Genomic DNA, 22838 nt, shown 5'->3' on the forward strand with positions numbered 1-22838 from the left:
GCGCCCGGCGGTGGTCGATCAGCGGCCGAATGCGCCGAGCACTTTCAGCGCGCCAATGAACACGTCGAGCCGGCGCTTCATGAAGTCGGGCCGCACGACGTCGGCGTCGGCGATCTCGAGCAGCACTGCGCGGCGCCGGTCGTCGCGCGGCCAGGCGTCCGCGTCGTCCGGCACCGGCGTGCCGCTGCGGGCCAGGTCGAACCAGCGCTGGGTCGTACGCTGCGCCACCGCCCGATCGCCGGCGGTGACCGGAGCGCCCAGGCAGTCGCAGCCGTCCAGCGTGCCCATCGTGAACGGAATCTCTGCGCCGTGCGGCACGCCGGTCTGTCGCGTCCGCATCCCCTCGGGGACGTACCCGTAGTAGTAGCGCCAGGTCGGCGCCCGGCTCGAATGCAGGTAGGCGATGCGGCGGGCGAACGCGGTGAAGGCCACGTCACGCGCCGTCTCGCGGCCGAGCTGCGCGTCGCTCAGCGTGCGTGGGTACAGCGCACGCACCGCGACGCGCGCCGCCCCGAGCTTCTTCACGAGCGCAGCGGGATCGACGCCGAACGCGATCGCCACGCTGCCGTCGTCGCTCGTGTTGCCGATCACCAGCGGCAGCGGTGCCTCCTCGCCACGCCGGAATGTCGTCAGGATCGGGCGCGGCAGCGCCGCGGCGCCGACGATGAAGCCGGGCGCCAGCGAGAGTCCCGGGCCGTCGAGCCGGGCGAAGGCGTCGGCCGGGACGGCACGCAGATCCGCCGCGGTCGCGTTCGCGCCATCGAGCTTCAGCGCGCTCGCGACCCGGGTCGCCGTGATCCGGGCCTTGGCCAGCGGATGGCTCGGGATGCCGTACGGGCTCTGCGCGATGCCCTTGTGGAACAGTCCACGCGCCAGCGGCGAGGCATACAGCGCCAGCACGCTCTCGGCGCCGGCGGACTGGCCGAAGATCGTCACGTTGCCGGGGTCGCCGCCGAACCGCGCGATGTTCTGTTGTACCCAGCGCAGCGCGGCGATCTGGTCCAGCAGGCCGAAGTTCGGGTCGCCGCCCTCGCCCGCCAGCGCCGGGTGCGCGAAAAAGCCGAGCGCGCCGAGCCGGTAGTTGACCGACACGACGACGGCGCCGCGCCGCGCCAGCGGTGCGCCGTCGTAGACCGGCGTGCCGCCGGCCCCGAACACCAGCGCGCCGCCGTGGATCCAGACCATCACAGGGCGCTTCGAGTCCGGAGCCAGCCCGGGCGTGACGACGTTGAGGAACAGGCAGTCCTCGCCGATCGCGCCGACGTCGCCACCGCCGTTGTCGCTCGAGGCGCGCGGGTTCTGCACGCAAGCCGGGCCGGGCGCCCTGGCCGGCAGCGTGCCGCTCCAGGGCGCGACCGGCCGGGGCGCGCGCCAGCGCAGCTCGCCGATCGGCGGCGCCGCATAGCGGATGCCCTCGAACCGCCACAGCGGCCCGTCCGCGCGGCCTTCGATCGCCCCGCCCTCGAGCGAGACGCGCGGCGCGGCGGCGGAATCGGCGGCGTAGACCGCCGTCGGCGCGGCGAGCACGAGACCGGCGACCAGCATGGCAATCGATTTCATCGGCAGTCCTTCGCAGGCGCGAGGGCGCCGCGTGCACATTGTGGCAAGCCGAATCCGAACGCGTCGCCGCTCTGGTAAAACCGCGGCTCCCCCACAGTCCCCCCAGGAGACAGCCATGAGCGCAGACAAGGACCGCGGCATCCGCCGGCAAAAGCAGAAACGCGCCAAGGCGCTGAAGCGTCAGCTGCGCGAGCAGCGCGGCCCGACCGGCAGCGCACCCGCCGCCGCACCGGCGCAAGCCAAGTCGGCCTGAGGAACGGCGGCCCGCCCTCAAAAGACAAACCCCTCCGGCCTTTCGATCGGAGGGGCGGGTGGCTCTCGCCACCATTTGGCATTCCGGAGGAATGAGGTCCGGGGTGCCTTGAGCGCAGTGACTGCGCCCGTGGGATTGCCTGCATGCAGGCCCAACAACCTTAGAACCTGGACCGCGCAGGTTCAAGCGCGACAAACTAGCGCGTTCCCTCTTGTCAGCACGGCGGTTTCATGATCGTGGCGAGCACGTCCTGCACACGCGCCTCGACGGCGGCATCCATGCGGATCGCGCGGCCCCATTCACGGCTGGTCTCGCCGGGCCACTTGTTGGTCGCATCCAGCCCCATCTTGCCGCCCAGGCCACTGACCGGCGAAGCGAAATCCAGGTAGTCGATCGGCGTGTTCTCGACCAGCGTGGTGTCGCGCGCCGGGTCCATGCGGGTGGTGACCGCCCAGATCACTTCCTTCCAGTCGCGGATGTCGACGTCGTCGTCGGTCACGACGATGAACTTGGTGTACATGAACTGGCGCAGGAAGCTCCAGATGCCGAACATCAGCCGCTTGGCGTGGCCGGGGTAGCTCTTCTTGATGCTGACGATCGCCATCCGGTAGCTGCAGCCCTCGGGCGGCAGATAGAAATCGACGATCTCCGGAAACTGCTTCTGCAGGATCGGCACGAAGACCTCGTTCAGCGCGACGCCCAGGATCGCCGGCTCGTCGGGGGGCTTGCCGGTGTAGGTCGAGTGGTAGATCGGGTCGGCCCGGTGGGTCATCCGCGCGATCTCGAACACCGGGAACCAGTCCTGCTCGTTGTAATAGCCGGTGTGGTCGCCGAACGGCCCCTCCAGCGCATGCAGGTAGCCGTTGATCTCCTTGACCTGCACACCATGCGCGCTGACACCGACGAAGCCCTTCGCCGCCACCGGGATGTGGCCCTCCAGCACGATCTCGGCGCTGGCGGGCACCTGCAGCATCACGCCGGCATCGCCGACCCCCGAGTCGGCCAGCTCGGTGCGGCTGCCGCGCAGCAGGCCGGCGAACTGGTATTCGGACAGCGTGTCCGGCACCGGCGTGACGGCGCCAAGAATCGTCGCCGGGTCGGCGCCGAGCGCGACCGCGATCGGGAATAGCTGGCCAGGCTTGGCCAGCGCGAAATCGCGGAAGTCCAGCGCCCCGCCCCGGTGGGCCAGCCAGCGCATGATCACCTGGTTCTTCGCGATCACCTGCTGGCGGTAGATGCCCAGGTTCTGGCGCGCCCGCGCCGCCGGCCCGCCTTGCGGCCCGCGCGTGATCACCAGGCCCCAGGTGATCAGCGGGCCGGCGTCCTCCGGCCAGCAGGTCTGCACCGGCAGCAGACCGAGATCGACCTCGGCGCGCTGCAACACCACCTCCTGGCAGGCGGGTTTGCGCACCAGCGAGGGCTTCATGTCCCACAGCGCCTTGGCCATGCCGAGCAGCTTGCCGGCGTCCTTCAGGCCCTTCGGCGGCTCGGGTTCCTTGAGGCTGGCGAGCAGCCGGCCGATGTCGCGGAGCTCTGTCACGTCCTCGGCGCCCATGCCCATCGCGACCCGTTTCGGGGTGCCGAAGAGGTTTGTCAAGGCCGAAATTTTGTAACCCGGCGGGTTTTGGAACCACAACGCCGGCCCGCCCTGGCGCAAAACGAAGTCACTGACCGCTGTCATCTCCAGCCGCGCGGAGACTGGCTCTGCGACCCGCCGGAGCTCTCCGGCCCGCTCCAGGCCGTCGATGAAGTCACGCAAGTCGCGATATTTCATATTTAAAAGTAGTTAGAGAAGCAATTGATAGTCTTGACTGGTTATGAAGCCACTTGCTAGATTCCGCCTCTCTCGGGTCCGGCAGGGATTACCCGCAGGCCGCATCGTTGGGGTGCCGGCAGGCGATTCACCTTTCCGGCGCGGACCCTGCCAGCTGATCGCTGGGCTCGCACCTCGACGTGCAGCCGCTGCGGTCGGCCAACAATTATCGTCGCGGCCATCGGCCGGTCCCGCTCCCGCGAGCGGTTCCCGATCGAGGCTTCGGCGAGGAAGGAGTGACGATGGCATACCGCCAGATGATTGGCGCGGCACACGAGGCCGCGGACCAGTCCGCGACGGGAATCGTGGCCGCGGCGCGCACGGTGCGCCGGGCCACGTTGCAGTCGGTCTCGGTGTTCCTGCGCGACGCCGGCCATGGCCTGCTCGAGGTCAGCCACAACACGCTGGCCCTGCTGGGCTTCGTGCTCGCCGCCCTGGTCGTGTTCGGCGCCACCCGCGCCGATGTGCGCCACGAGGTCGAGGCTCGCGCGCTCGACTGGTTGCAGACACGCCAGGAAGCACGCGCTGAGCCGGTCGATCCGCTGGCCGCCGAATTGAGCGAGCCCGATGCGATCGCCCGCGCCACCGCGTCGGACCCCAAGGGCCTGAATCGCCAGCAGGCGTCGGTCGCGCTGTGGCTGTCGCGCAAGTACCGCGTCGCCCCGGAGCCGGTCAGCCGACTGGTGCAGGAGGCGTGGAGCGTCGGCCAGAAGGCCGGACTCGATCCGACGCTGATCCTGGCGATCATGGCCGTCGAGTCGAGCTTCAACCCGTTCGCGCAAAGCTCGGTGGGCGCCCAGGGCCTGATGCAGGTCATGACCAAGGTCCACAACGACAAGTACGAGGCCTTCGGCGGCAACCACGCGGCATTCGACCCGGTGACCAACCTGCGGGTCGGCGTGCAGGTGCTGAAGGAATGCATCACGCGCGCCGGCGGACTCGAGGCCGGGCTGCGCTTCTATGTCGGCGCCGCCAACCTGACCGACGACGGCGGCTATGCCAGCAAGGTGCTGAGCGAACAGCGCGCGCTGCGCCTCGTGGCCAGTGGCAAGAGCGTGCCGGTGCTGCCACCCAGAGCGATCCTGACCAGCGCGCCGGTCGCGCCGAAGGCGGACGCCGACGCGGCACCGAAGGCCGAGGCCGCCGCGCAGACGCCGGAACAGATCGCGATGCTGCGCTGATCCCGGCGCCGGCTCCGCTACACTGGCGGAGCCGCGCGACTGGCGATGCGGCCCCCTCGCTCCCTGAACCGGGAACTCGAGCCGGGGCCTGAGGTGGATGACCACCGGGAAGCGCGGTCGGTGCCAGCCGGGAGAGCGGGCACCGTTCAGCCGTTCGCCTGGGCAGCTTCGGGGGCGCATGCAGCACGCAGACGCTTCACCCGGGGACTTCGCTTGAAGAGGACTGCCAACCATGTTTGACCGCGCCCAATCCACCATCGCCGGTGTCGATCCCGAGATCTGGTCCGTCATCCAGCGCGAGAACCAGCGCCAGGAAGAGCACATCGAACTGATCGCCTCGGAGAATTACGTCTCGCCCGCCGTGATGGCCGCGCAGGGCACCCAGCTGACCAACAAGTACGCCGAGGGCTATCCCGGCAAGCGCTACTACGGCGGCTGCGAGTTCGTCGACATCGCCGAACAACTGGCGATCGACCGCGTGAAGCAGCTGTTCGGCGCCCAGTTCGCGAACGTCCAGCCCAACTCGGGCTCGCAGGCCAATCAGTCGGTGTTCTTCGGCCTGCTGCAGCCCGGCGACACGATCATGGGCATGAGCCTGGCCGAAGGTGGCCACCTGACCCACGGCATGCCGCTGAACATGAGCGGCAAGTGGTTCAAGGTCGTCAGTTACGGCCTGACCGCCGAGGAAGCGATCGACTACGACGCGATGGAGCGCCTGGCCCACGAGCACAAGCCGAAGCTGATCATCGCGGGCGCCTCGGCCTACAGCCTGCACATCGACTTCGCGCGCTTCGCCAAGGTCGCCAAGGACATCGGCGCGTTCTTCATGGTCGACATGGCCCACTACGCCGGCCTGATCGCCGCGGGCGTCTACCCGAACCCGCTGCCGCATGCCGACGTCGTCACCTCGACCACCCACAAGACCCTGCGCGGCCCGCGCGGCGGCATCGTGCTGATGAACGACGAGGCCATCGCGAAGAAGATCAACAGCGCGATCTTCCCCGGCATCCAGGGTGGCCCGCTGATGCACGTGATCGCCGCCAAGGCGGTCGCGTTCCACGAGGCGCTGCAGCCGGCGTTCAAGGTCTACCAGCAGCAGGTCGCGAAGAACGCGGTCGTGCTGGCCGACACGCTGATCGAGCGTGGCCTGCGCATCGTCAGCGGCCGCACCGAATCGCACGTGATGCTCGTCGACCTGCGTCCGAAGAACCTGACCGGCAAGGAAGCCGAGAACCTCCTGGGCGCCGCCCACATGACCTGCAACAAGAACGGCATCCCGAACGACCCGCAGAAGCCGATGGTCACCAGCGGCATCCGCCTGGGCACCCCGGCGATGACCACGCGCGGCTTCAAGGAGGAGGAGGTGCGCCAGACCGCGCACCTGATCGCCGACATCCTCGACAAGCCGAACGACGCCGCGGTCACCGCGGCGGTGAAGGCGAAGGTCGCGGTGTTGACCAAGGACTTCCCCGTCTACCGCAACTGACGCGAGGGCGGGGTCATGCGCTGCCCCTTCTGCTCCCACGAAGAGACCCAGGTCGTCGAGACCCGCGACTCGGACGAGGGCGACGTGGTGCGCCGGCGGCGGCGCTGCCACAGCTGCGACAAGCGCTTCACGACCTACGAGCGGGCCGAGATCGCGCTCCCGTCGGTCGTTAAGAAGGACGGCACGCGCGCCGACTTCGACCCGTCGAAGATCCGCGCCTCCATGACGCTGGCGCTGCGCAAGCGGCCGGTCAGCGTCGAGCAGATCGACGCCGCGATGGAGCGCATCCAGGACAAGCTGCTCAACAGCGGCGCGAAGGAAGTACCGTCGACCCGACTGGGCGAACTGGTGATGCGCGAACTCAAGCGGATCGACAAGGTCGCCTACGTGCGGTTCGCGTCCGTCTACCGCAGCTTCGAGGACGTCGACGAGTTTCGTCAGCTCATTCGCGACATTTGAAGCCCTGACTCGAACCCCCGGCCGGGGGTGAGTGTCCGCGAAAACCCGCGGGGACGCCCGCGAGGGGGCCGACGCGCTCCCCCTTCTGCGGGGCGCGACCCGACGGCCCGATCTCTAAATTCTGTGCATCGGTTCACACCCCGGAGCGCACAGATGATTCCCTTCTCTTCCCGGCCCGCTCGCCAGCGCGGCGTCTCGATGATCGAAGCGGCCACCGTTCTGGCGGTCATCGCCGTCGTCGCTGGCGCCGCGGCGCCGAGCCTTCAGGCGGTGGTCGACGCCCGCCGACTCGATGCCGCCGCCACGCAGCTCGCCACCGACATCCGCTTCACGCGCACGGAGACGGTCGCTCGCAACGCGGCGCTGCGTCTGAGCGTGCGGCCGGTCGCTGGCGGCACGTGCTACGTGGTGCACACCGGCGCGGCCGACGCCTGCACCTGCGCGCCGACCGGTGCGGCCGTCTGCAGCGGTGCCGCGACAGCACTGCGAACCGTGTTCCTGAGCGGGACCGAGCGGGTCGCGCTGCAGGCCAACGTCGGCTCGATCCTGTTCGACCCGGTCCACGGCACCAGCAGCCCGACCGGCACGCTGCGCGTGATCGGCACGCGCGAGCGCGCGATCCACCACACCGTCAACGTGATGGGCCGGGTGCGCAGCTGCTCGCCCGCCGGTGCCGTGCCGGGCTATCGCGCTTGCTGAACTTCTCCGGAGACCACGTCATGACCGCCCACCGATTCCCCCGCGCCGCCCAGCGCGGCTTCACGCTGATCGAACTGATGGCGACCGTGTCGATCGCCGGCGTGCTCTCCAGCGTCGCGCTGCCGAGTTTCGAAGGCGTGCTGCACAAGGCACGCCGCAGCGATGCGCTGATCGCGACGGCGCAGGTGCAGCTCGCGCAGGAAGCCTTTCGGGGCCAGTCCAGCGCGTATGGCTCGCTCGCGGACATCCGCGTGCCGGCGCGCTCGCCGGCCGGTCACTACACGCTCGAGGTGAGCGCGACCAGCGCGACCGGCTACACGGCGGTCGCGACGGCCGTGGGCCCGCAGGCGCGCGACGCGGCCTGCCGGGTGCTGAAGTTGACGAGCAGCGGCCTGAGCGTCGAGCGCGCCTCGGGCCCGGACGCGAGCGTCGCCAACGACGCCACCACCAACCGCCGCTGCTGGAGCCTGTGATGAAGCAGCGCGGCCTGACGTTGGTCGAGCTGCTGGTCGGCGTCGCGATCGCGCTGCTGGTCGCCGCGGCGGCCGCCACGCTGTTCGTCGCGCAACTGCGCGAGAGCCGTGCGCTGGTCCTCGATGCGCGCCTGCTGCAGGACCTGCGCACCGCGGCGGACCTGATCGCCCGCGACCTGCGACGCGCCGGCGCATGGGGCAACGCGGCGGATGGCGTGTGGCTCGCCGGCGCGGCCGGTGCCGCGGCAAACCCGTACCTCGCGCTCGCGCCGGACGGCGCGGCGTCGGATGCCGTGAGCTTCCGCTACTCGCGCGACGCCGCGGAGAACCATGCGGTCGACGGCAACGAGCAGTTCGGCTTTCGCTTGCGCAACGCGGTGATCGAGATCCAGCTCGGCGCCGGCAATTGGCAGGCGCTGACCGATGCCGGCACGCTGCAGGTCACCGCGTTCACCGTGACGCCGCAGGTGCAGACGCTCCCGCTCGGCGATTTTTGCGCCACGCCCTGCCCGGCCGGCAGCACCGCGTGCCCGCCGCGGCTCCAGGTCCGCAGCCTCGGCATCGAGATCACGGGTCGTCTCGTGGCCGACGCCCGCGTGACGCGCCAACTGCGCCACGACGTGCGGTTGCGCAACGACGCGCCGAGCGGCGCCTGCGCGTCATGACCGCGACAGCACGCGCCCTCGCCCACCGCCAGCGCGGGGCGGCCGCGCTGGTCGTCACCGTGCTGCTGCTGCTCGCGATGGCGCTCGCGGTGGCGCTCGCGAACCGCGACCTGCTGTTCGAGCAGCGCAGCGCCAGCAACGGCGTGCGCGCCACCCAGGCGTTCGAGGCGGCCGAGGCCGGTCTCGAATGGGCCGCCGCGCAGCTCAATGCCAACCGGTCGATCGGCGCCGACTGCACGCCGACCGCCGACGCAGCGGCCACGTCCTTCCGCATGCGCTACCTGGCGATCGCACCCGGCACCGGGCTCGTCACGCCACGTTCCGCCGTGCCGGACCGCGCGTCCGGACCGCTGCAGGCCGCGTGCGTGCGCGGCGACGACGCGTGGTCGTGCAGTTGCCCGTCGCAAGGCGCGCCCGTGCTGCCAGCCGCGAGCGCCGCCACGGCGGCGTCGTTCGTCGTCGCCTTCGAGCCGACCGACGTGCCCGGCGTGGTCGGCGTGACCGCGACCGGCTGCAGCGGCGCGGCGATGGCATGCCTCGACGGCAGCGGCACGCGTGCCGATGCGACCGCGACCGTCCACGCCGCGCTCGGCCTGATCGGCGGCCTGCGAACGCCGCCGGCCGCGACGCTGACCACACGCGGCGACGTCGAGGCCGGCAACGCCGCGATCGGTCTGGCCAATGCCGATCCGCGCACCGGCGTGGCCGTAGACGCCGGCGGCGCCATCGTCGCCCCGCAGGCGCGCCTGGGCGCGGCGCCCGGCGCGTCGATCGCGGACGCGATGATCGACCACGACGCGGCGCTGAGCACGCTCGACGCGAGCCGCCTGTTCGCTGCGCTGTTCGGCGTCGACCCGCCCGCGTGGCGGGGGCAGTCGGCGGTTCGCCATATCGATTGCCGTGTCGACTGCCGCAGCGCGGTCGTCGCGGCGCTCGACGACGCGGCCGACGGTGCGCTGATCCACGTCGACGGCGACCTGACGCTGAGCGGCCCGCTGACGCTGGGCAGCACCACGCGACCGGCGCTGATCGTCGTCGACGGCAACGTCGGCTTCGACGGCGCCGTCGCGCTGACCGGCCTGCTGCATGCCACCGGCGCGCTGGCGTGGACCGGCGCCGCTGGCGGCAGTGTGCGCGGCGCGCTCGTCCCGCAGGCCGGTTACCGCGGCGACGCCTCCCCCGACCTGGCCTACGACGCCGCCGTGCTCGACCTGCTGCGAGTCCGCGCGGGCAGCTTTGCGCGCGTGCCCGGCAGCTGGCGCGACCACTGACGAGATGACCATGACGACCGTTCCGCCCTCTCGCCGGCCGCGTCAGCGCGGCTTCACGCTGCTGGAAGCCCTGATCGCGTTCCTCGTCCTCGCGCTCGGCCTGGTCGCGCTCGCGCAGTTGCCGAAGCAGCTTCGCCTGCGCGCCGAGGTGGCCCGCCAGCACGGCGAGGCGGTTCGGCTCGCGCAGTCGGAGGTCGAGACGCTGCGCGCGTTCGCCGTCATCGACGATGCCGCCGGCCTGCGCTCGTTCGACGCGATCGCCGCAGCGAGCCGCGCGATCGACACCAACGGCACGCACTACACGCTGACGCGCCGGGTGGCGGACGACCCCGCCACGGCCGCGAAGCGGGTGGCCGTCGAGCTGACCTGGACCGACCGCAGCAGCAATCCGCAGGTGTTGACGCTGGCCAGCGTCATCGCGCGCGAATCGCCCGCGCTCGGCGCGGCGCTCGGGCTGGCGCGAACCGAATCGCTGGCGCGCGGCGCCGCCGGCCGTTCGCCGCGGATCCCGATCCTCGCGAAGGATCTGGGCAACGGCCGCAGCGCGCTGAAGCTGGAGGCCGCCGGCGACCTCGCGCTGCTGCTCGACAACGTCACCGGCCTGGTCGTCGGCCGCTGTACCGGCATCGACCCGGGCATCGCGACGCGCGACCTGACCACCACCCACCTCGGCCCCTGCGACACCACCGCCGCCGGCTTGCTGATCACCGGGACCGTGCGCTTCACGGCCGCCGTTCCGCCGGATCCGTCGCGCGCCAACGACGCGCCGCTGCCGTTCACGGTGACCACGCAACCGACCACCGGCACCGACCCGATCGCGGCGCTGTGCGGCAGCGAGGCGATGAAGGCCGTCGCGGTCGAGCGCGTCGGCGGCCGGCACCTCGAGGTCGTGCCGATCGCCGCGCTGCCGGCCCTGCTCGGTGTGGCGACCTGGACCGACACCGGCGAGCGCTTCGCCCGTTACCACTGTGCCGTCTTCCCTGGTGCGACGGCACGCTGGTCCGGCCGCACCGCCGTGCAGCCGAGCGGCTGGTCCCTCGGCACCGTCGATGGCACCTGGCGCGTGTGCCGCTACACGTCCGACCTGGACCGCAGCGGCGCAATCGACGCCAATGCCGAGCATCCGGCCGACTACCGCGATCTCACGACGAGCCTGACGAACCAGAACTTCCTCGTCGTTTCCGGCAGCGCCGCCTGCCCGACCGGCAACAATACGGGCCTGTCCGTCGATGTGAGCACCGCACCGCACCAGCCATGAGCGATCGCTTCGAGACCCCGATGCACGAGGCCCTGGCGCTGGCGCGCGCCGCGATCGGGCTGACCGAGCCGAACCCGCGCGTCGGCTGCGTCGTCGTCGCGCCGGACGGCCGCGTGCTCGGCCGCGGCCACACCCAGCAGGCCGGCGGACCGCATGCCGAGGTGATGGCGCTGCGCGACGTCGCCGCGCGAGGCGCGACCGCACGCGGCGCCACCGTCCACGTCACGCTGGAACCCTGCGCGCACCATGGCCGCACACCGCCGTGCTGCGACGCGCTGATCGCGGCCGGGGTCGCCCGCGTCGTGATGGCGATGGAAGACCCGTTCCCGCAGGTCGCCGGCCAGGGCGCGGCGCGGCTGCGCGCCGCCGGCATCGAGGTGATCCAGGGCGAGCTGGCCGATGCCGCGCGCGAGCTGAACATCGGCTTCTTCTCGCGCATCGAACGCGGCCGGCCGTGGGTGCGCCTGAAAGCCGCCGTCTCGCTCGATGGCCGCACCGCGCTGAACAACGGCGTCAGCCAGTGGATCACCGGCCCGGCGGCGCGCGCCGATGGCCACGCCTGGCGCAAGCGCGCGGGTGCGGTGCTGACGGGCGTCGGCACCGTGCTCGACGACGACCCGCGGCTCGACGTGCGGCTGGTCGAGACGGCCATGCAGCCGCTGCGCGTGATCGTCGATTCGCGGCTCGACACGCCGCCCACCGCCCGCATCCTCGACGCGCCCGGCAGCGTGCTGATCGTCGCCGCCGCCCCCGACCCGGCGCGCCGCGCCGCGCTCGAGGCCCGCGGCGCGCAGATCGCGCTGGTGCCCGGCCCGACCGGCAAGGTCGACCTGCCCGCGATGCTCGCCGACCTGGCGGCGCGCGGCGTCAACGAGCTGCACGTCGAGGCCGGCCACAAGCTCAACGGCTCATTCGTTCGCGAAGGGCTGGTCGACGAGTTCCTGATCTACATGGCGCCCAGGCTGCTCGGCCTCGGTCGCGAGCTGGCTGCGTTCGGGCCGTTGCAGACGCTGCAGGACAGCCTCGCGCTGCGCTTCGTCAGCGTCACGCCGATCGGCGACGACCTGCGCCTGATCGCCCGTCCGGCATCCGCTTGAGATAATCGACGCATGTTCACCGGCATCATCACCGGCCTCGGCCGCATCATCGATTCGCGCGCGCTCGGCAGCGACGCCTCCCACGGCAAGCAATTGACGATCGAGACGCCCGCCGGCTACCTCGACGACGTGCAGCTCGGCGACAGCATTGCGCTGAACGGCGCCTGCATGACGGTGACGACTTTCGATGCCGCCGCAGGCCGCTTCACGATCGACATCTCGCACGAGAGCCTCGACAAGACCGCGGGGTTGTCGGAACCGGGCCCCGTCAACCTCGAAAAGGCGATGCGCGCCAACGATCGCCTCGGCGGGCACCTGGTCAGCGGCCACGTGGACGGCATCGGGCGGGTGACCCATTTCGCGCCGGTCGGCGAGTCCTGGGAGCTGCGCATCGAGACCCCGCGCGAACTCGCGCGCTTCATCGCCTACAAGGGCTCGATCACGGTCAACGGCGTCAGCCTGACGGTCAACCGCGTGATCGATGGCGCCACCGGGTGCGAGCTCAGCATCAACCTGATCCCGCACACGCTCGAGAACACGACGCTCGGCACGCTGGCGGCAGGCCGGCGTGTCAACCTCGAGATCGACCTGATCGCCCGCTACGTCGAACGCATGCTGACCGCTCCGAAGGCCGGCTGAACGGCGCACGCGGCGGGCCGGGGGCGGCCACCTACAATTCGAGGATGGCCATTTCCCCGATTCCCGAGCTGGTCGCCGAGCTGGCAGCGGGCCGCATGATCATCCTCGTCGACGAGGAAGACCGCGAAAACGAAGGCGATCTCGTGATCGCCGCCGACTGCGTCACCCCCGAAGCGATCAATTTCATGGCGCGGTTCGGCCGCGGCCTGATCTGTCTCACACTGACGCCCGAACGCTGCGACCGCCTGCAATTGCAGTCGATGACCGCGCGCAACGGCACGCGCCACGGCACCGCGTTCACCGTCTCGATCGAGGCCGCGACCGGCGTCGACACCGGCATCTCGGCCGCCGACCGCGCGCGCACCGTGCAGGCCGCGGTCGCGCGTGACGCGAAGGCGAGCGACCTGGTGCAGCCCGGCCACATCTTCCCGCTGCGCGCCCAGGAAGGCGGCGTGCTGATGCGCGCCGGTCACACCGAAGCCGGCTGCGACCTCGCCGGCATGGCCGGCCTGTCGCCGGCGTCGGTCATCTGCGAGGTGATGAAGGACGACGGCACGATGGCGCGCCTGCCCGACCTGATCGCGTTCGCGCACGAACACGGCCTGAAGATCGGCACCATCGCCGACCTGATCGAACACCGCAGCCGGCACGAGACGCTGATCGAGCGCGTCGGCCGGCGCCCGCTCGTCACCGCGCAAGGCGAATTCGACTGCAGCGCGTTCCGCGACCGCACCGGCGGCCTGCACCTGGCCCTGACCAAGGGCCAATGGACCGCGGCCGACGAAGTGCTGGTGCGCGTCCACGAGCCGCTGTCGGTGATGGACCTGCTCGATGTCGGCGCGAACTGCCAGCACTCGTGGCCGCTGCCGAAGGCGCTGGCGCGCCTGCAGGCCGAGCCGCGCGGCGCCGCGCTGCTGCTGAACTGCGGTGAGGACGTGGCGGCCCTGGTGCCCCATGTGCTGCCGCCGTCGAACGGCGAGACCCGCCCGGTCGGCCAGATGGACCTGCGCACCTACGGCATCGGCGCGCAGATCCTGCGCGAGCTCGGCATCGCGCGGATGCGGCTGCTCGGCAGCCCGCGCCGCATGCCCAGCATGACCGGCTACGGCCTCGAGGTCACCGGCTTCATCGCCCCCGAACATTCATGACAAGGATTCAACGTGCAAGACGCTGACAAGAGCGACACCACCGCCGGCGGCATGCAGGCGGAGATCGACGGACGCGACCTGCGCATCGGCATCGTGCAGGCGCGCTTCAACGCCGCAATCACCGACCGGCTCGCCGCCCAGTGCGTGGCCGAACTGCAGGCGCTCGGCGTCGCGGCCAAGCACATCAAGCACGTCACCGTGCCGGGTGCGCTCGAGATCGGCATCGCGCTGAACGCGATGGCCGAGAGCGAGGACTTCGACGCGCTGGTCGCGCTCGGCTGCATCATCCGCGGCGAGACCTACCACTTCGAGCTGGTCGCCAACGAGAGCGGCGCCGCGGTCACGCGGGTCGGCCTCGACCACGAGGTTCCGATCGCGAATGCGATCCTGACGGTCGAGGACGAAGCGCAGGCCTGGGCCCGCGCCGAAGAGAAGGGGCGCGACGCCGCCCGCGTGGCCGTCGAGATGGCGAACCTGATGGAAGCGCTGTCGTGACCGAACCCAACGCACCCGCGGCACCCGCCGCCGCGAAGAAGAAGCCCGCGGGCAAGCCGACGCGCCCGAAGTCCGCGCGCCGCCGCTCGCGCGAGCTGGCGCTGCAGGGCCTGTACGAATGGCTGGTCTCCGGCGCCGAAGCCGGCCTGATCGATGCCCACATGCGCGAGCAGGACGGCTTCGACAAGTGCGACGCCGCCCACTTCGACGCGCTGCTGCACGGCTGCATCCTCGAAGCGTCGGCGCTCGATGCGGTGCTGGCGCGCCACGTCGACCGCAAGACGACGCAGCTCTCGCCGATCGAGCACGGCGTGCTGATGATCGGCGCGTACGAGATGACCCACTGCATCGAGATCCCGTACAAGGTCGCGATCAACGAGGCGGTCGAACTCGCGAAGGCCTTCGGCGGCACCGACGGCCACAAGTACGTGAACGGCGTGCTGGACAAGGCCGCGATCGACCTGCGACCGGTCGAGGTCGCGGCGGCGCGCGCCGCGAGATGACGGGGCCCGCCGCGCCGGGCGCCATGAAGCTGGCATCGCGGCTCGAGCACATCGAGCCGTTCTATGTGATGGAGTGCGCCAAGGCGGCCGGCGAGCTCGCCGACAGCCCGGCCTGCGACCCGCGCGTGGGCGGCCGCCCGATGCTGTTCCTGAACATCGGCGAGCCCGACTTCACCGCGCCGCCGCTGGTGCAGCAGGCCGCCGAACGCGCGCTGCGCGACGGCCGAACGCAATACACCGACGCGACCGGCCTGCCCGAGCTGCGCGAGCGCCTGAGCGCCTGGTACGCGCAGCGCTTCGGGCTGGACATCGCGCCGCGCCGCATCGTGATCACCGCAGGAGCGTCGGCCGCGTTGCAACTCGCCTGCCTGGCGCTGGTCGACCGCGACGACGAGGTGCTGCTGCCCGACCCGAGCTACCCCTGCAATCGGCACTTCGTGGCCGCCGCCGAGGGCGTGCCGGTGCTGCTGCCGGCCTCGGCCGAGGCCCGCTTCCAGCTCGACGCGCGCAGCGTCGAGGCAGCGTGGACACCGCGCACCCGCGGCGTGCTGCTGGCCTCGCCGTCGAACCCCACCGGCACCTCGATCGATCCCGACGAGATGGGCCGCATCGCCGCCGCGGTGCGCGCGCGTGGCGGCTTCACGCTGGTCGACGAGATCTACCTCGGCCTGAGCTTCGACGAGCGCTACGGCCACAGCGCGCTCGCGCACGGCCAGGGGCACGGCGACGACGTGATCTCGATCAACAGCTTCTCGAAATACTTCTCGATGACCGGCTGGCGGCTCGGGTGGCTGGTCGCGCCCGACGCGCTGGTGCCGGCGATCGAGAAACTCGCGCAGAACCTCTACATCTGCCCGTCGACCGTCGCGCAATACGCGGCGCTGGCCTGCTTCGAGCCCGAGTCGATCGCCGAGTACGAGCGCCGCCGCGCGGCGTTCCGCGCGCGGCGGGATTTCCTGGTGCCGGCCCTCGGCGCGCTCGGCCTGCCGGTGCCGGTGCAGCCCGACGGCGCGTTCTACGCCTGGGCCGACTGCTCGGCGCACTTCTCGACGTCCTGCGCGAACAGCTGGGACTTCACCTTCGACGTGATGCGCCGCGCGCACGTCGCGATCACGCCGGGACGCGACTTCGGCCGCCACGCGACCGAGCGCTTCGTGCGCCTGTCGTACGCGAGCTCGATGGCGCGCCTGCAGGAAGCCGTCGAGCGGCTGCGCCTCGCGCTCTAGACGCAGGACGCGCGCCGTGTGGCGCCGGCGCCGAAGACCCGCCGAGCTCACGCACCTGATTGGTGAGCACATGTGACGTAGCCGGTCTCCACCGCCCTGTTCGTGCATTCGTGCCGGGATCGCTCGGCTAAGCTGCCTGCGTGACACCGCTCGACCCCCCACACGCGCCCCGGCCGGGCGACGCGTCGTCGCCGCGGCCGACCGACTCCGGCCCCTGGAACGACACCGATCCGCGCAGCGCGGCCGCGGCGGACTGGCCGCCTCGGCGCCACGCGCCGTCCGGCAGCGTCCCGACCATCGGCCACATCGGCCGCTACGCGCTCAAGCACCGCCTCGGCGAGGGCGGAATCGGCACCGTGTACGCGGCGCACGATCCGCTGCTGTCGCGGCTGATCGCGGTGAAGACGCTGCATGTCGAAGTCCACGAGTCCGAGCGCGAGTCCTTCAACGCGCTCTTCCTCAACGAAGCACGCGCTGCCGCCGGCCTGAACCACGCCAATATCGTGACCGTGTTCGACGCCGGCATCAGCGACGACCGTGCCTACATCGCGATGGAGCTGCTCAAGGGCCGCGACCTGCGCCAGCTGCGCCAGGAGGGCTGGCGCGCCACGCCCGAGCAGGCGGCGCTGATCGTGCGCCGCGTAGCCGATGCCCTCGGCTACGCGCACAGCAAGGGCGTGGTGCACCGTGACGTGAAGCCGGCCAACATCTTCATGATCGGCCGCACGCAGCCCAAGGTGCTGGACTTCGGCATCGCGCGGGTCGCCCACCAGCACGATGCGCTGCACGGCGGCCCGAGCAGCGAGATCGCCGCCGGCTCGCCGTACTACATGGCGCCGGAGCAGGCGCGCCAGGAGCCAGTCGACCGGCGTGCCGACGTGTTCTCGCTCGGCGTCGTCCTGTACGAATTGCTGACCGACCAGAAGCCGTTCCGCGGCCACACGCTGGACGAGATCACCGCCGCGGTGCTGACGCACGAACCCCTGCCCGCGAACGAGATCGACCCCGCGGTGCCGCCCGCGCTGGCGGCGATCACCGCCCGGGCGCTCGCGAAGAACCCGGACCAGCGCTTCCGCTCCGCGCGCGCGTTCGCCCGCGAACTGCGCCACTGGCTCGACGAAAACACCGTCAGCATCGAGGTGGACGCATCGGACGCGACGCCCGCACCGCAGCGCGCCTGGTCGCTCGGCATCGGCGCGTTCGTGCTGCTGGCGGCGGGCGGCCTCGTCGCATGGCGGTCGAACGAGATCGCGCGGGGCGCACCGGTCGCCGTGACAGCGACCGCGCCGTCCACCGCGGCGCCGAAGCCCGCCCCGGTACCGCCGCCGGAGTCGCCAGCGACCGCGGCGCCCCCGCTGCCGATCGCCGACGCGAGACCAACCGCCGCGTCGTCGCCCCTGCGCGCGCTGCCCACGGCCCACTCGCGCGTCGCGAAGGAGATGCCGGCGAAACGCACGCGCGAGCGCGACCTTCGCGCCCCCTCGCCGGCCGCGCCCGCTGCCACCGGCACGGTCCGCGTCGCGGTCAGCCCCTGGGGCGAGATCGAGGTCGACGGCCGCGTCGCGGGCACCACCCCGCCGCTGACCGAACTGACGCTGCCCGCCGGCGTGCACCGGATCGTCGTGCGCAACAGCGACCTGCCGACGCACGACGTGCAGGTCAACGTCACACCCGACCAGCCGGTCATGTTGCGGCACCGGTTTTGAGCATGCGCTGGCCGGCCCTCGCGCTCGTCGTGCTGTCCATCAGTGGCTGTGCGCTTCCTCCGGCGCCGTCACCGGGCCTGATGGACGTGGCCGAACGCCCTGCCGAGAAGGCGCTGCTCGGCGGCATGCGGGCCTACGACGACGGCCAGTACGTGCAGGCCGAGGCGCAGCTGAAGCAGGCCCTGGCGACCGGCCTCGCCGCGCCGCGCGATCGTGCCGCGGCCCGCAAGTACCTCGCGTTCATCTACTGCACCAGCCAGCGCGTCCCGGCCTGCGAGGCCGGGTTCCGCGCCGCGCGGCGCGACGACCCGGCCTTCGCGCTGACCCGGGCCGAGGCCGGGCATCCGCTGTGGGGCCCCGTCTGGCTCAAATCGAGGGATTGAGCGCAGCGGCGATAATCCACGCCGATGCACCAGCGTTCCACCCGCGACACTCCACCGTACCGATTCCAACTGCGCGTCTACTGGGAAGACACCGATGCCGGCGGCGTCGTCTTCTACGCCAACTACCTGAAGTTCTTCGAGCGCGCGCGCACCGAGTGGCTGCGCTCGCTCGGCCACCAGCAGGAGGCGATGCGCGCCGCGACCGGCGTGGTCTTCATCGTGACGGACACGACCGTTCGCTACCTGCGCCCGGCCCGGCTCGATGACCTGATCGCCGTGACGGTGGAGGTGCGCCACGCCGGCCGCGCCCAGATGACGATCGCGCAGCAGGCCTGGCGTCAGACCGCCGAGGGCGAGGAACTGCTCGCCGAAGGCACGATCCGCATCGGCTGTGTCGATGCCGGAACTTTCAGACCCCAACGCATTCCGAACGCGATCGTCGAATCGCTGCCTACATGAACCAAGACTTCTCGATCCTCACCCTCGTCACCCAGGCGAGCTTCGTCGTCCAGCTCGTGATGGCGGGCCTGATGATCGCCTCGCTCGCAAGCTGGACCGTGATCTTCGGCAAGCTGTTCGGCCTGAAGCGGGTACGCGCCGCGAACGAGGAGTTCGAGCGCGACTTCTGGGCCGGCAAGAACATCAACGACCTGTACGCGGACGCCGTCAAGCGCACCGACGGCTCGCCGATGGAGCGCATCTTCGCCTCCGGCATGCGCGAGTTCATGAAGTTGCGCGAGCGCCGCGTGGCCGACGCCGGCGCGCTGCTCGACGGCGCGCGCCGCGCCATGCGCGCGAGCTTCCAGCGCGAGCTCGACACGATCGAGGCGCACCTGTCGTTCCTGGCGACGGTCGGCTCGGTGTCGCCCTACGTGGGCCTGTTCGGCACGGTCTGGGGGATCATGCACGCGTTCGTGGGCCTGGCGAACATGACGCAGGTGACGCTCGCGACCGTCGCACCCGGCATCGCCGAGGCGCTGGTCGCCACCGCGATCGGCCTGTTCGCGGCGATCCCGGCGGTGATCGCGTACAACCGCTTCGCGCGCGACATCGACCGCATCGCGATCCAGCTCGAGACCTTCATCGAGGAGTTCTCGAACATCCTGCAACGCAACGCCGGCGCGCCGGCGCACGCCTGACATGCCCGCCGTCAGCCACCGCGGCAGCGGCTCGCGCCGCCGCACGATCAACGAGATCAACATGGTCCCGTTCATCGACGTGATGCTGGTGCTGCTGATCATCTTCATGGTCACCGCGCCGCTGATCACGACCGGCGTCGTCGACCTGCCGAGCGTCGGCAAGAGCTCGAAGCGGCCCGAGCACGTGGTCGAGCTGGTCGTCGGCAGCGACGACAAGGTCAAGCTGCGCCTGGACGGCAAGGACGGTGCGCCGGTCGCGATGCGCGACGTGGCGTCCCGCGTCACCGAATCGCAAGGCGGCGACAAGAACACGCCGGTGGTGATCTCGGCGGACAAGAACGTCAAGTACGAAACCGTCGTGAAGGTGATGGACACGTTGCAGCGCGCCGGCGTGCAACGGGTCGGCCTGTCGGTCAAGAACGGCGCGCCCTGAGGCCCTGCGATGGACAGCGCGCTGACTCGTGACCCGTTCATGCCGAAGGCGCCGCGCGTGCGCGGCCGCGCGATCACGCTGGCGGTGCTGGCGCACCTGCTGCTGATTCTCGCGCTCGCGTTCGGCGTCAACTGGCGCAGCGACGAGCCGGCCACGGTCGCCGCTGAACTCTGGTCGGCGACGCCGCAGGCCGCAGCGCCGCGTGCGGTCGAGCCGCCGCCACCGCCCGAGCCGACGCCGGTGCAAAAGGCCGAGCCGGTCGCCAAGCCCACGCCGAAGCCGCCCGAGCCCGTTGTCGCGAAACCGCCGACACCGACGCTGCCCGACCCGCAGATCGCGATCGAGAAGGCGAAGAAGGAAGAGGCGAAGCGCGTCGCCGCCGAGCAGGAGGAACTGAAGCGGGAGAAGCGGGAAAAGATCGAGCGCGAGAAGGCCGAGCGCGAGAAGCAGGAACTCGCGCTGAGGAAGGAAAAGGAGAAGGAACGCGAGAAGGCCGAGAAGCTGAAGGCGGAGCAGGCCAAGGCGAAGGCCGAGCAAGCCAGGCTGGAGCAGGCGAAGAACGAGAAAGCCGAGAAGGCCGAAGCCGCGCGCCTCGCCGCGATCCGCGATCAGCAGCTGCAACGCATGAAGGGAATGGTGGGCGCCACCGGCGGCTCGACCGACACCGGCACCGCGTTGCGCAGCAGCGCGCCGTCGGCCAACTACGCCGGCCGTGTGATGGCGCGCATCAAGCCGAACATCCTGCTGACCGACCCGGTCGACGGCAACCCGCGCGCGGTGGTCGAGGTCAAGCTCGCGCCGGACGGCACGATCATCGCGAAGCGCCTGGTGCAAAGCAGCGGCGCCAAGGTCTGGGACGACGCGGTGCTGCGCGCGATCGAACGCACCGAGATGCTGCCGCTCGACAACGGCCGCGCACCGCCGGTGTTCGAGATCGGCTTCAGGCCGCGCGACTGACCGGCGGCTCGTCGGTCATGCCACGCAGCCACGATTCGCGCAGCGAATCGGCGAGCCAAGCCGCGAAGTCGAACCCGTCACCGGCGCGTTCGAGCGCGCTCCCGAGGCTCACGCCGGCCAGCAAGTCCTCGGTCCAGGCGGCCGTGACCGCATCGAGCGGATGAACCACCGCCCGCCAGCCGCGGCGCGCGACGAGCACCTGCTCGGCGCGTTCGGCGGCGATCGCCGCGCGCACCTGCTCGAAGGCCCGGTCGGCCGCCTCGCCCGCGAGCTGGTGCGCGGCATGGAGCGTCGCGATCGGCCAGCGCGAGCGCAGCAGCGCGGCGCCGGGCATCAGCCGGAACCACAGACGGGATGGATCGGCGGATTCGAGCAGGGACAGCGAGGCCGCCTCGAGCACCGCGTCTTCGGCACGCTCGTTGCGGTGCAGCGCCCAGTCGAGCCGTGCGCTGTCGCCGAGCCACGGCCAGGCGGCGAGCCCGCGGTGCGTGGCGAGCCAGTCCGGCAGCGCCTCGCCCCACTCGCCGAGGTCGCCGCACTGCGGCGGGTGGTCATGACGGAACTCGCGCGCCAGGTGCATGAAGTCATCGGCGCCGACCAGGGCCTTGACCGTCGGGAACGCGGCCGCGAGCGCGCGCTCGGCGATCGACTCGGCGTTGGCGCGGTACGCCTCCAGCCCGCGCGCCGCGCGTCCACCCGACTCGCGCAACGCAAGCGCCGTCGCATCGGCCGACGCGATCGCTGCCAGCAGCGCGCGCTGCCGCCGCGCCTCGTCGTTCATGACGTCGCGACCCGCCACGCGATCGCCGCAGCGTGCCGCGCCTCGTCGAGCAGCTGTTCGAACGCCGGCAGGTCGGTGTCCCACTCCACCAGCGTCGGCACCGCGCCGAAGCGGCGCAGCGCGTGCTCGTGCAGTGCCCACACGTCCGGCCGCACGCGGCTGCCGTGGTCGTCGATCACCAGGCCCTCGGCCTCGCAGTAGCCCGCCAGGTGGATCTCGCCGACGAGGTCATGCGGCAGCGCATCGACGAACGCGCGGCAGACCGCCAGCGGATCGGCCGCGCCGGCGTTCAGCGCGTTCACCATCAGGTTGTTGACGTCGAGCAGCAGGCCGCAGCCGCTGCGCCGACACAGCTGCGTCAGGAACTCGGGCTCGCCGATCGCATCGTCCGCGTACGAGACGTACGCCGACAGGTTCTCGACCAGCATCGTCCGGCCGAGCCGATCCTGCACCTGCTGGACGTTCGCGACCATGATGTCGAGCGCGGCGGGCGTGAACGCGATCGGCAGCAGGTCGTTCGCGTGGTGCACCGGCGCGGCATGGCCCGATGCGGCACGCGCGAAGCAGGCGTGGTCGGACACGCGCAGCGGCTCGATCCGCTCGACCAACCGCGCCAGGCGCTCCAGGTGCCACGGGTCGACGCCCACCGCCGAGCCCAGCGCGAGGCCGACGCCATGCAGGCTGACCGGGTAGTGCCCGCGCGCCTGGCGCAGCACCGCGGGCGCGGCGCCGCCATCGGCGAAAAAGTTCTCGGAATGAACCTCGACGAAGCCGAGCGCCGGCAGCGTCTCGAACAATGCCGCGTAATGCGGCTGGCGCAGCCCGATGCCGACGGACGCGGCCGGCGCGGCCAGCGCGTCCTGCACGAGCATCACTTCTTGGCGATCATCGCCTTGGCTTCGGCTTCGGACTTGCCGCCGATCTTCTCGCAGGTGCCCTTGGCGACGTAGTTCCACTCGTCAGGCGCCATCGCCGTCTTGTTCTGGCCGGCGCACGAGTGGCTGCCCGACAGGTTGGCGCAGTCGTTGGTGCCGGCCTTGGCGATGCCGTAGCACTTTTCCTTCTCTTTGCCCTTGTCGTCGGCTGCCTGGGCCGCCGACAGCACGCCCATGGCGAGGACGGACGCGAGCGCGCTGGATGCGATGAGGCGGGTATTCATGGGTACTCTCCACGGAAGATGATCGACGACGCGTATTTTGTACGCCCGCACGGC

General features: G+C 71.1%; 26 protein-coding genes and 1 riboswitch. Of the genes, 21 read left to right on the forward strand and 5 right to left on the reverse strand.

Annotated features, from left to right (window positions below; all coding sequences use genetic code 11):
- Window positions 1-18 precede the first annotated feature (18 nt).
- Window positions 19-1560, reverse strand: a complete 1542-nt coding sequence (locus ASC76_RS08270; RefSeq protein ID WP_162247081.1) for a carboxylesterase/lipase family protein — start codon at window positions 1558-1560, stop codon at window positions 19-21.
- A 115-nt stretch (window positions 1561-1675) separates the two neighbouring features.
- On the opposite strand from ASC76_RS08270, the gene ASC76_RS25155 reads away from it, so the two are divergent.
- Window positions 1676-1813 (forward strand): hypothetical protein, encoded by a 138-nt coding sequence (locus ASC76_RS25155; RefSeq protein WP_157615433.1) that lies wholly within the window; start codon window positions 1676-1678, stop codon window positions 1811-1813.
- Between the two features lie 214 nt (window positions 1814-2027).
- Here the strand turns inward: ASC76_RS25155 and ASC76_RS08275 are convergent, their stop codons facing one another.
- Entirely contained in the window at window positions 2028-3587 is a 1560-nt protein-coding gene (locus tag ASC76_RS08275) for a UbiD family decarboxylase (protein ID WP_056464746.1), read from the reverse strand.
- 281 nt (window positions 3588-3868) lie between these two features.
- On the opposite strand from ASC76_RS08275, the gene ASC76_RS08280 reads away from it, so the two are divergent.
- The 20 genes from ASC76_RS08280 to tolA all read left to right on the forward strand — a co-directional run bounded on the left by ASC76_RS08280 (window position 3869) and on the right by tolA (window position 20844).
- Window positions 3869-4807 (forward strand): lytic transglycosylase domain-containing protein, encoded by a 939-nt coding sequence (locus tag ASC76_RS08280; RefSeq protein ID WP_235580388.1) that lies wholly within the window; start codon window positions 3869-3871, stop codon window positions 4805-4807.
- A gap of 25 nt (window positions 4808-4832) precedes the next feature.
- Window positions 4833-4978, forward strand: a riboswitch (ZMP/ZTP riboswitch).
- Window positions 4979-5039: 61 nt separating this feature from the next.
- Window positions 5040-6293: a serine hydroxymethyltransferase gene (gene glyA, locus ASC76_RS08285; protein WP_056464749.1), complete on the forward strand. Its 1254-nt coding sequence runs from the start codon at window positions 5040-5042 to the stop codon at window positions 6291-6293.
- A gap of 15 nt (window positions 6294-6308) precedes the next feature.
- Entirely contained in the window at window positions 6309-6752 is a 444-nt protein-coding gene (gene nrdR / locus ASC76_RS08290) for a transcriptional regulator NrdR (RefSeq protein WP_056464751.1), read from the forward strand.
- A gap of 153 nt (window positions 6753-6905) precedes the next feature.
- The gene (locus ASC76_RS08295) at window positions 6906-7451 is read left to right on the forward strand and encodes a GspH/FimT family pseudopilin (protein WP_082548920.1); all 546 of its coding nucleotides are present in this window, start codon (window positions 6906-6908) and stop codon (window positions 7449-7451) included.
- 20 nt (window positions 7452-7471) lie between these two features.
- On the forward strand, window positions 7472-7924 hold the full coding sequence (locus tag ASC76_RS08300) for a type IV pilin protein (RefSeq protein WP_056464755.1): 453 nt from the start codon (window positions 7472-7474) through the stop codon (window positions 7922-7924).
- Window positions 7924-8589, forward strand: coding sequence for a prepilin-type N-terminal cleavage/methylation domain-containing protein (locus ASC76_RS08305; protein ID WP_056464757.1), 666 nt, complete (start codon window positions 7924-7926; stop codon window positions 8587-8589). The genes ASC76_RS08300 and ASC76_RS08305 overlap by 1 nt, the downstream gene beginning before the upstream one ends.
- On the forward strand, window positions 8586-9860 hold the full coding sequence (locus ASC76_RS08310; protein WP_056464759.1) for a PilX N-terminal domain-containing pilus assembly protein: 1275 nt from the start codon (window positions 8586-8588) through the stop codon (window positions 9858-9860). The genes ASC76_RS08305 and ASC76_RS08310 overlap by 4 nt, the downstream gene beginning before the upstream one ends.
- A gap of 10 nt (window positions 9861-9870) precedes the next feature.
- On the forward strand, window positions 9871-11118 hold the full coding sequence (locus ASC76_RS08315) for a prepilin-type N-terminal cleavage/methylation domain-containing protein (RefSeq protein WP_162247082.1): 1248 nt from the start codon (window positions 9871-9873) through the stop codon (window positions 11116-11118).
- Window positions 11115-12215 carry a bifunctional diaminohydroxyphosphoribosylaminopyrimidine deaminase/5-amino-6-(5-phosphoribosylamino)uracil reductase RibD gene (ribD, locus tag ASC76_RS08320; RefSeq protein WP_056464762.1) on the forward strand — a complete coding sequence of 367 codons (1101 nt, stop codon included), beginning with the start codon at window positions 11115-11117 and terminating at the stop codon, window positions 12213-12215. Before ASC76_RS08315 ends, ribD begins: the two co-directional genes overlap by 4 nt.
- A 12-nt stretch (window positions 12216-12227) precedes the next feature.
- Window positions 12228-12854 carry a riboflavin synthase gene (locus tag ASC76_RS08325; protein ID WP_056464764.1) on the forward strand — a complete coding sequence of 209 codons (627 nt, stop codon included), beginning with the start codon at window positions 12228-12230 and terminating at the stop codon, window positions 12852-12854.
- Between the two features lie 44 nt (window positions 12855-12898).
- Window positions 12899-14002 (forward strand): bifunctional 3,4-dihydroxy-2-butanone-4-phosphate synthase/GTP cyclohydrolase II, encoded by a 1104-nt coding sequence (gene ribBA / locus ASC76_RS08330; RefSeq protein ID WP_056464765.1) that lies wholly within the window; start codon window positions 12899-12901, stop codon window positions 14000-14002.
- Window positions 14003-14053: 51 nt separating this feature from the next.
- Entirely contained in the window at window positions 14054-14497 is a 444-nt protein-coding gene (ribH, locus tag ASC76_RS08335; RefSeq protein ID WP_056467112.1) for a 6,7-dimethyl-8-ribityllumazine synthase, read from the forward strand.
- A complete protein-coding gene (nusB, locus tag ASC76_RS08340; RefSeq protein ID WP_056464767.1) occupies window positions 14494-15000 on the forward strand; it encodes a transcription antitermination factor NusB in 507 nt (168 codons plus the stop codon). The genes ribH and nusB overlap by 4 nt, the downstream gene beginning before the upstream one ends.
- A 23-nt stretch (window positions 15001-15023) precedes the next feature.
- A complete protein-coding gene (locus ASC76_RS08345; protein WP_056464769.1) occupies window positions 15024-16226 on the forward strand; it encodes a pyridoxal phosphate-dependent aminotransferase in 1203 nt (400 codons plus the stop codon).
- A gap of 140 nt (window positions 16227-16366) precedes the next feature.
- A complete protein-coding gene (locus tag ASC76_RS08350) occupies window positions 16367-17932 on the forward strand; it encodes a serine/threonine-protein kinase (RefSeq protein ID WP_082548923.1) in 1566 nt (521 codons plus the stop codon).
- A 2-nt stretch (window positions 17933-17934) separates the two neighbouring features.
- Window positions 17935-18315 carry a TssQ family T6SS-associated lipoprotein gene (locus tag ASC76_RS08355; RefSeq protein WP_056464772.1) on the forward strand — a complete coding sequence of 127 codons (381 nt, stop codon included), beginning with the start codon at window positions 17935-17937 and terminating at the stop codon, window positions 18313-18315.
- Window positions 18316-18339: 24 nt separating this feature from the next.
- Entirely contained in the window at window positions 18340-18774 is a 435-nt protein-coding gene (ybgC, locus tag ASC76_RS08360; protein WP_056464774.1) for a tol-pal system-associated acyl-CoA thioesterase, read from the forward strand.
- A complete protein-coding gene (tolQ, locus tag ASC76_RS08365; RefSeq protein WP_056464776.1) occupies window positions 18771-19454 on the forward strand; it encodes a protein TolQ in 684 nt (227 codons plus the stop codon). Before ybgC ends, tolQ begins: the two co-directional genes overlap by 4 nt.
- 1 nt (window position 19455) lies before the next feature.
- Complete coding sequence (tolR, locus tag ASC76_RS08370; protein ID WP_056464779.1) at window positions 19456-19887, forward strand: protein TolR; 432 nt, start codon at window positions 19456-19458, stop codon at window positions 19885-19887.
- 9 nt (window positions 19888-19896) lie between these two features.
- On the forward strand, window positions 19897-20844 hold the full coding sequence (gene tolA / locus ASC76_RS08375; protein WP_056464782.1) for a cell envelope integrity protein TolA: 948 nt from the start codon (window positions 19897-19899) through the stop codon (window positions 20842-20844).
- Here the strand turns inward: tolA and ASC76_RS08380 are convergent.
- The 3 genes from ASC76_RS08380 to ASC76_RS08390 are packed head-to-tail and all read right to left on the reverse strand — an operon-like array spanning window position 20828 to window position 22784.
- Window positions 20828-21625, reverse strand: a complete 798-nt coding sequence (locus ASC76_RS08380) for a DNA-binding domain-containing protein (RefSeq protein WP_056464783.1) — start codon at window positions 21623-21625, stop codon at window positions 20828-20830. The genes tolA and ASC76_RS08380 overlap by 17 nt on opposite strands.
- Window positions 21622-22497: a DUF692 domain-containing protein gene (locus tag ASC76_RS08385; protein WP_056464785.1), complete on the reverse strand. Its 876-nt coding sequence runs from the start codon at window positions 22495-22497 to the stop codon at window positions 21622-21624. Before ASC76_RS08385 ends, ASC76_RS08380 begins: the two co-directional genes overlap by 4 nt.
- Window positions 22497-22784, reverse strand: a complete 288-nt coding sequence (locus tag ASC76_RS08390) for a DUF2282 domain-containing protein (RefSeq protein ID WP_056464787.1) — start codon at window positions 22782-22784, stop codon at window positions 22497-22499. Before ASC76_RS08390 ends, ASC76_RS08385 begins: the two co-directional genes overlap by 1 nt.
- Between the last annotated feature and the right edge of the window lie 54 nt (window positions 22785-22838).

The sequence above is a fragment of the Rhizobacter sp. Root404 genome (genome assembly GCF_001425865.1).
Classification (GTDB): domain Bacteria; phylum Pseudomonadota; class Gammaproteobacteria; order Burkholderiales; family Burkholderiaceae_C; genus LMDS01.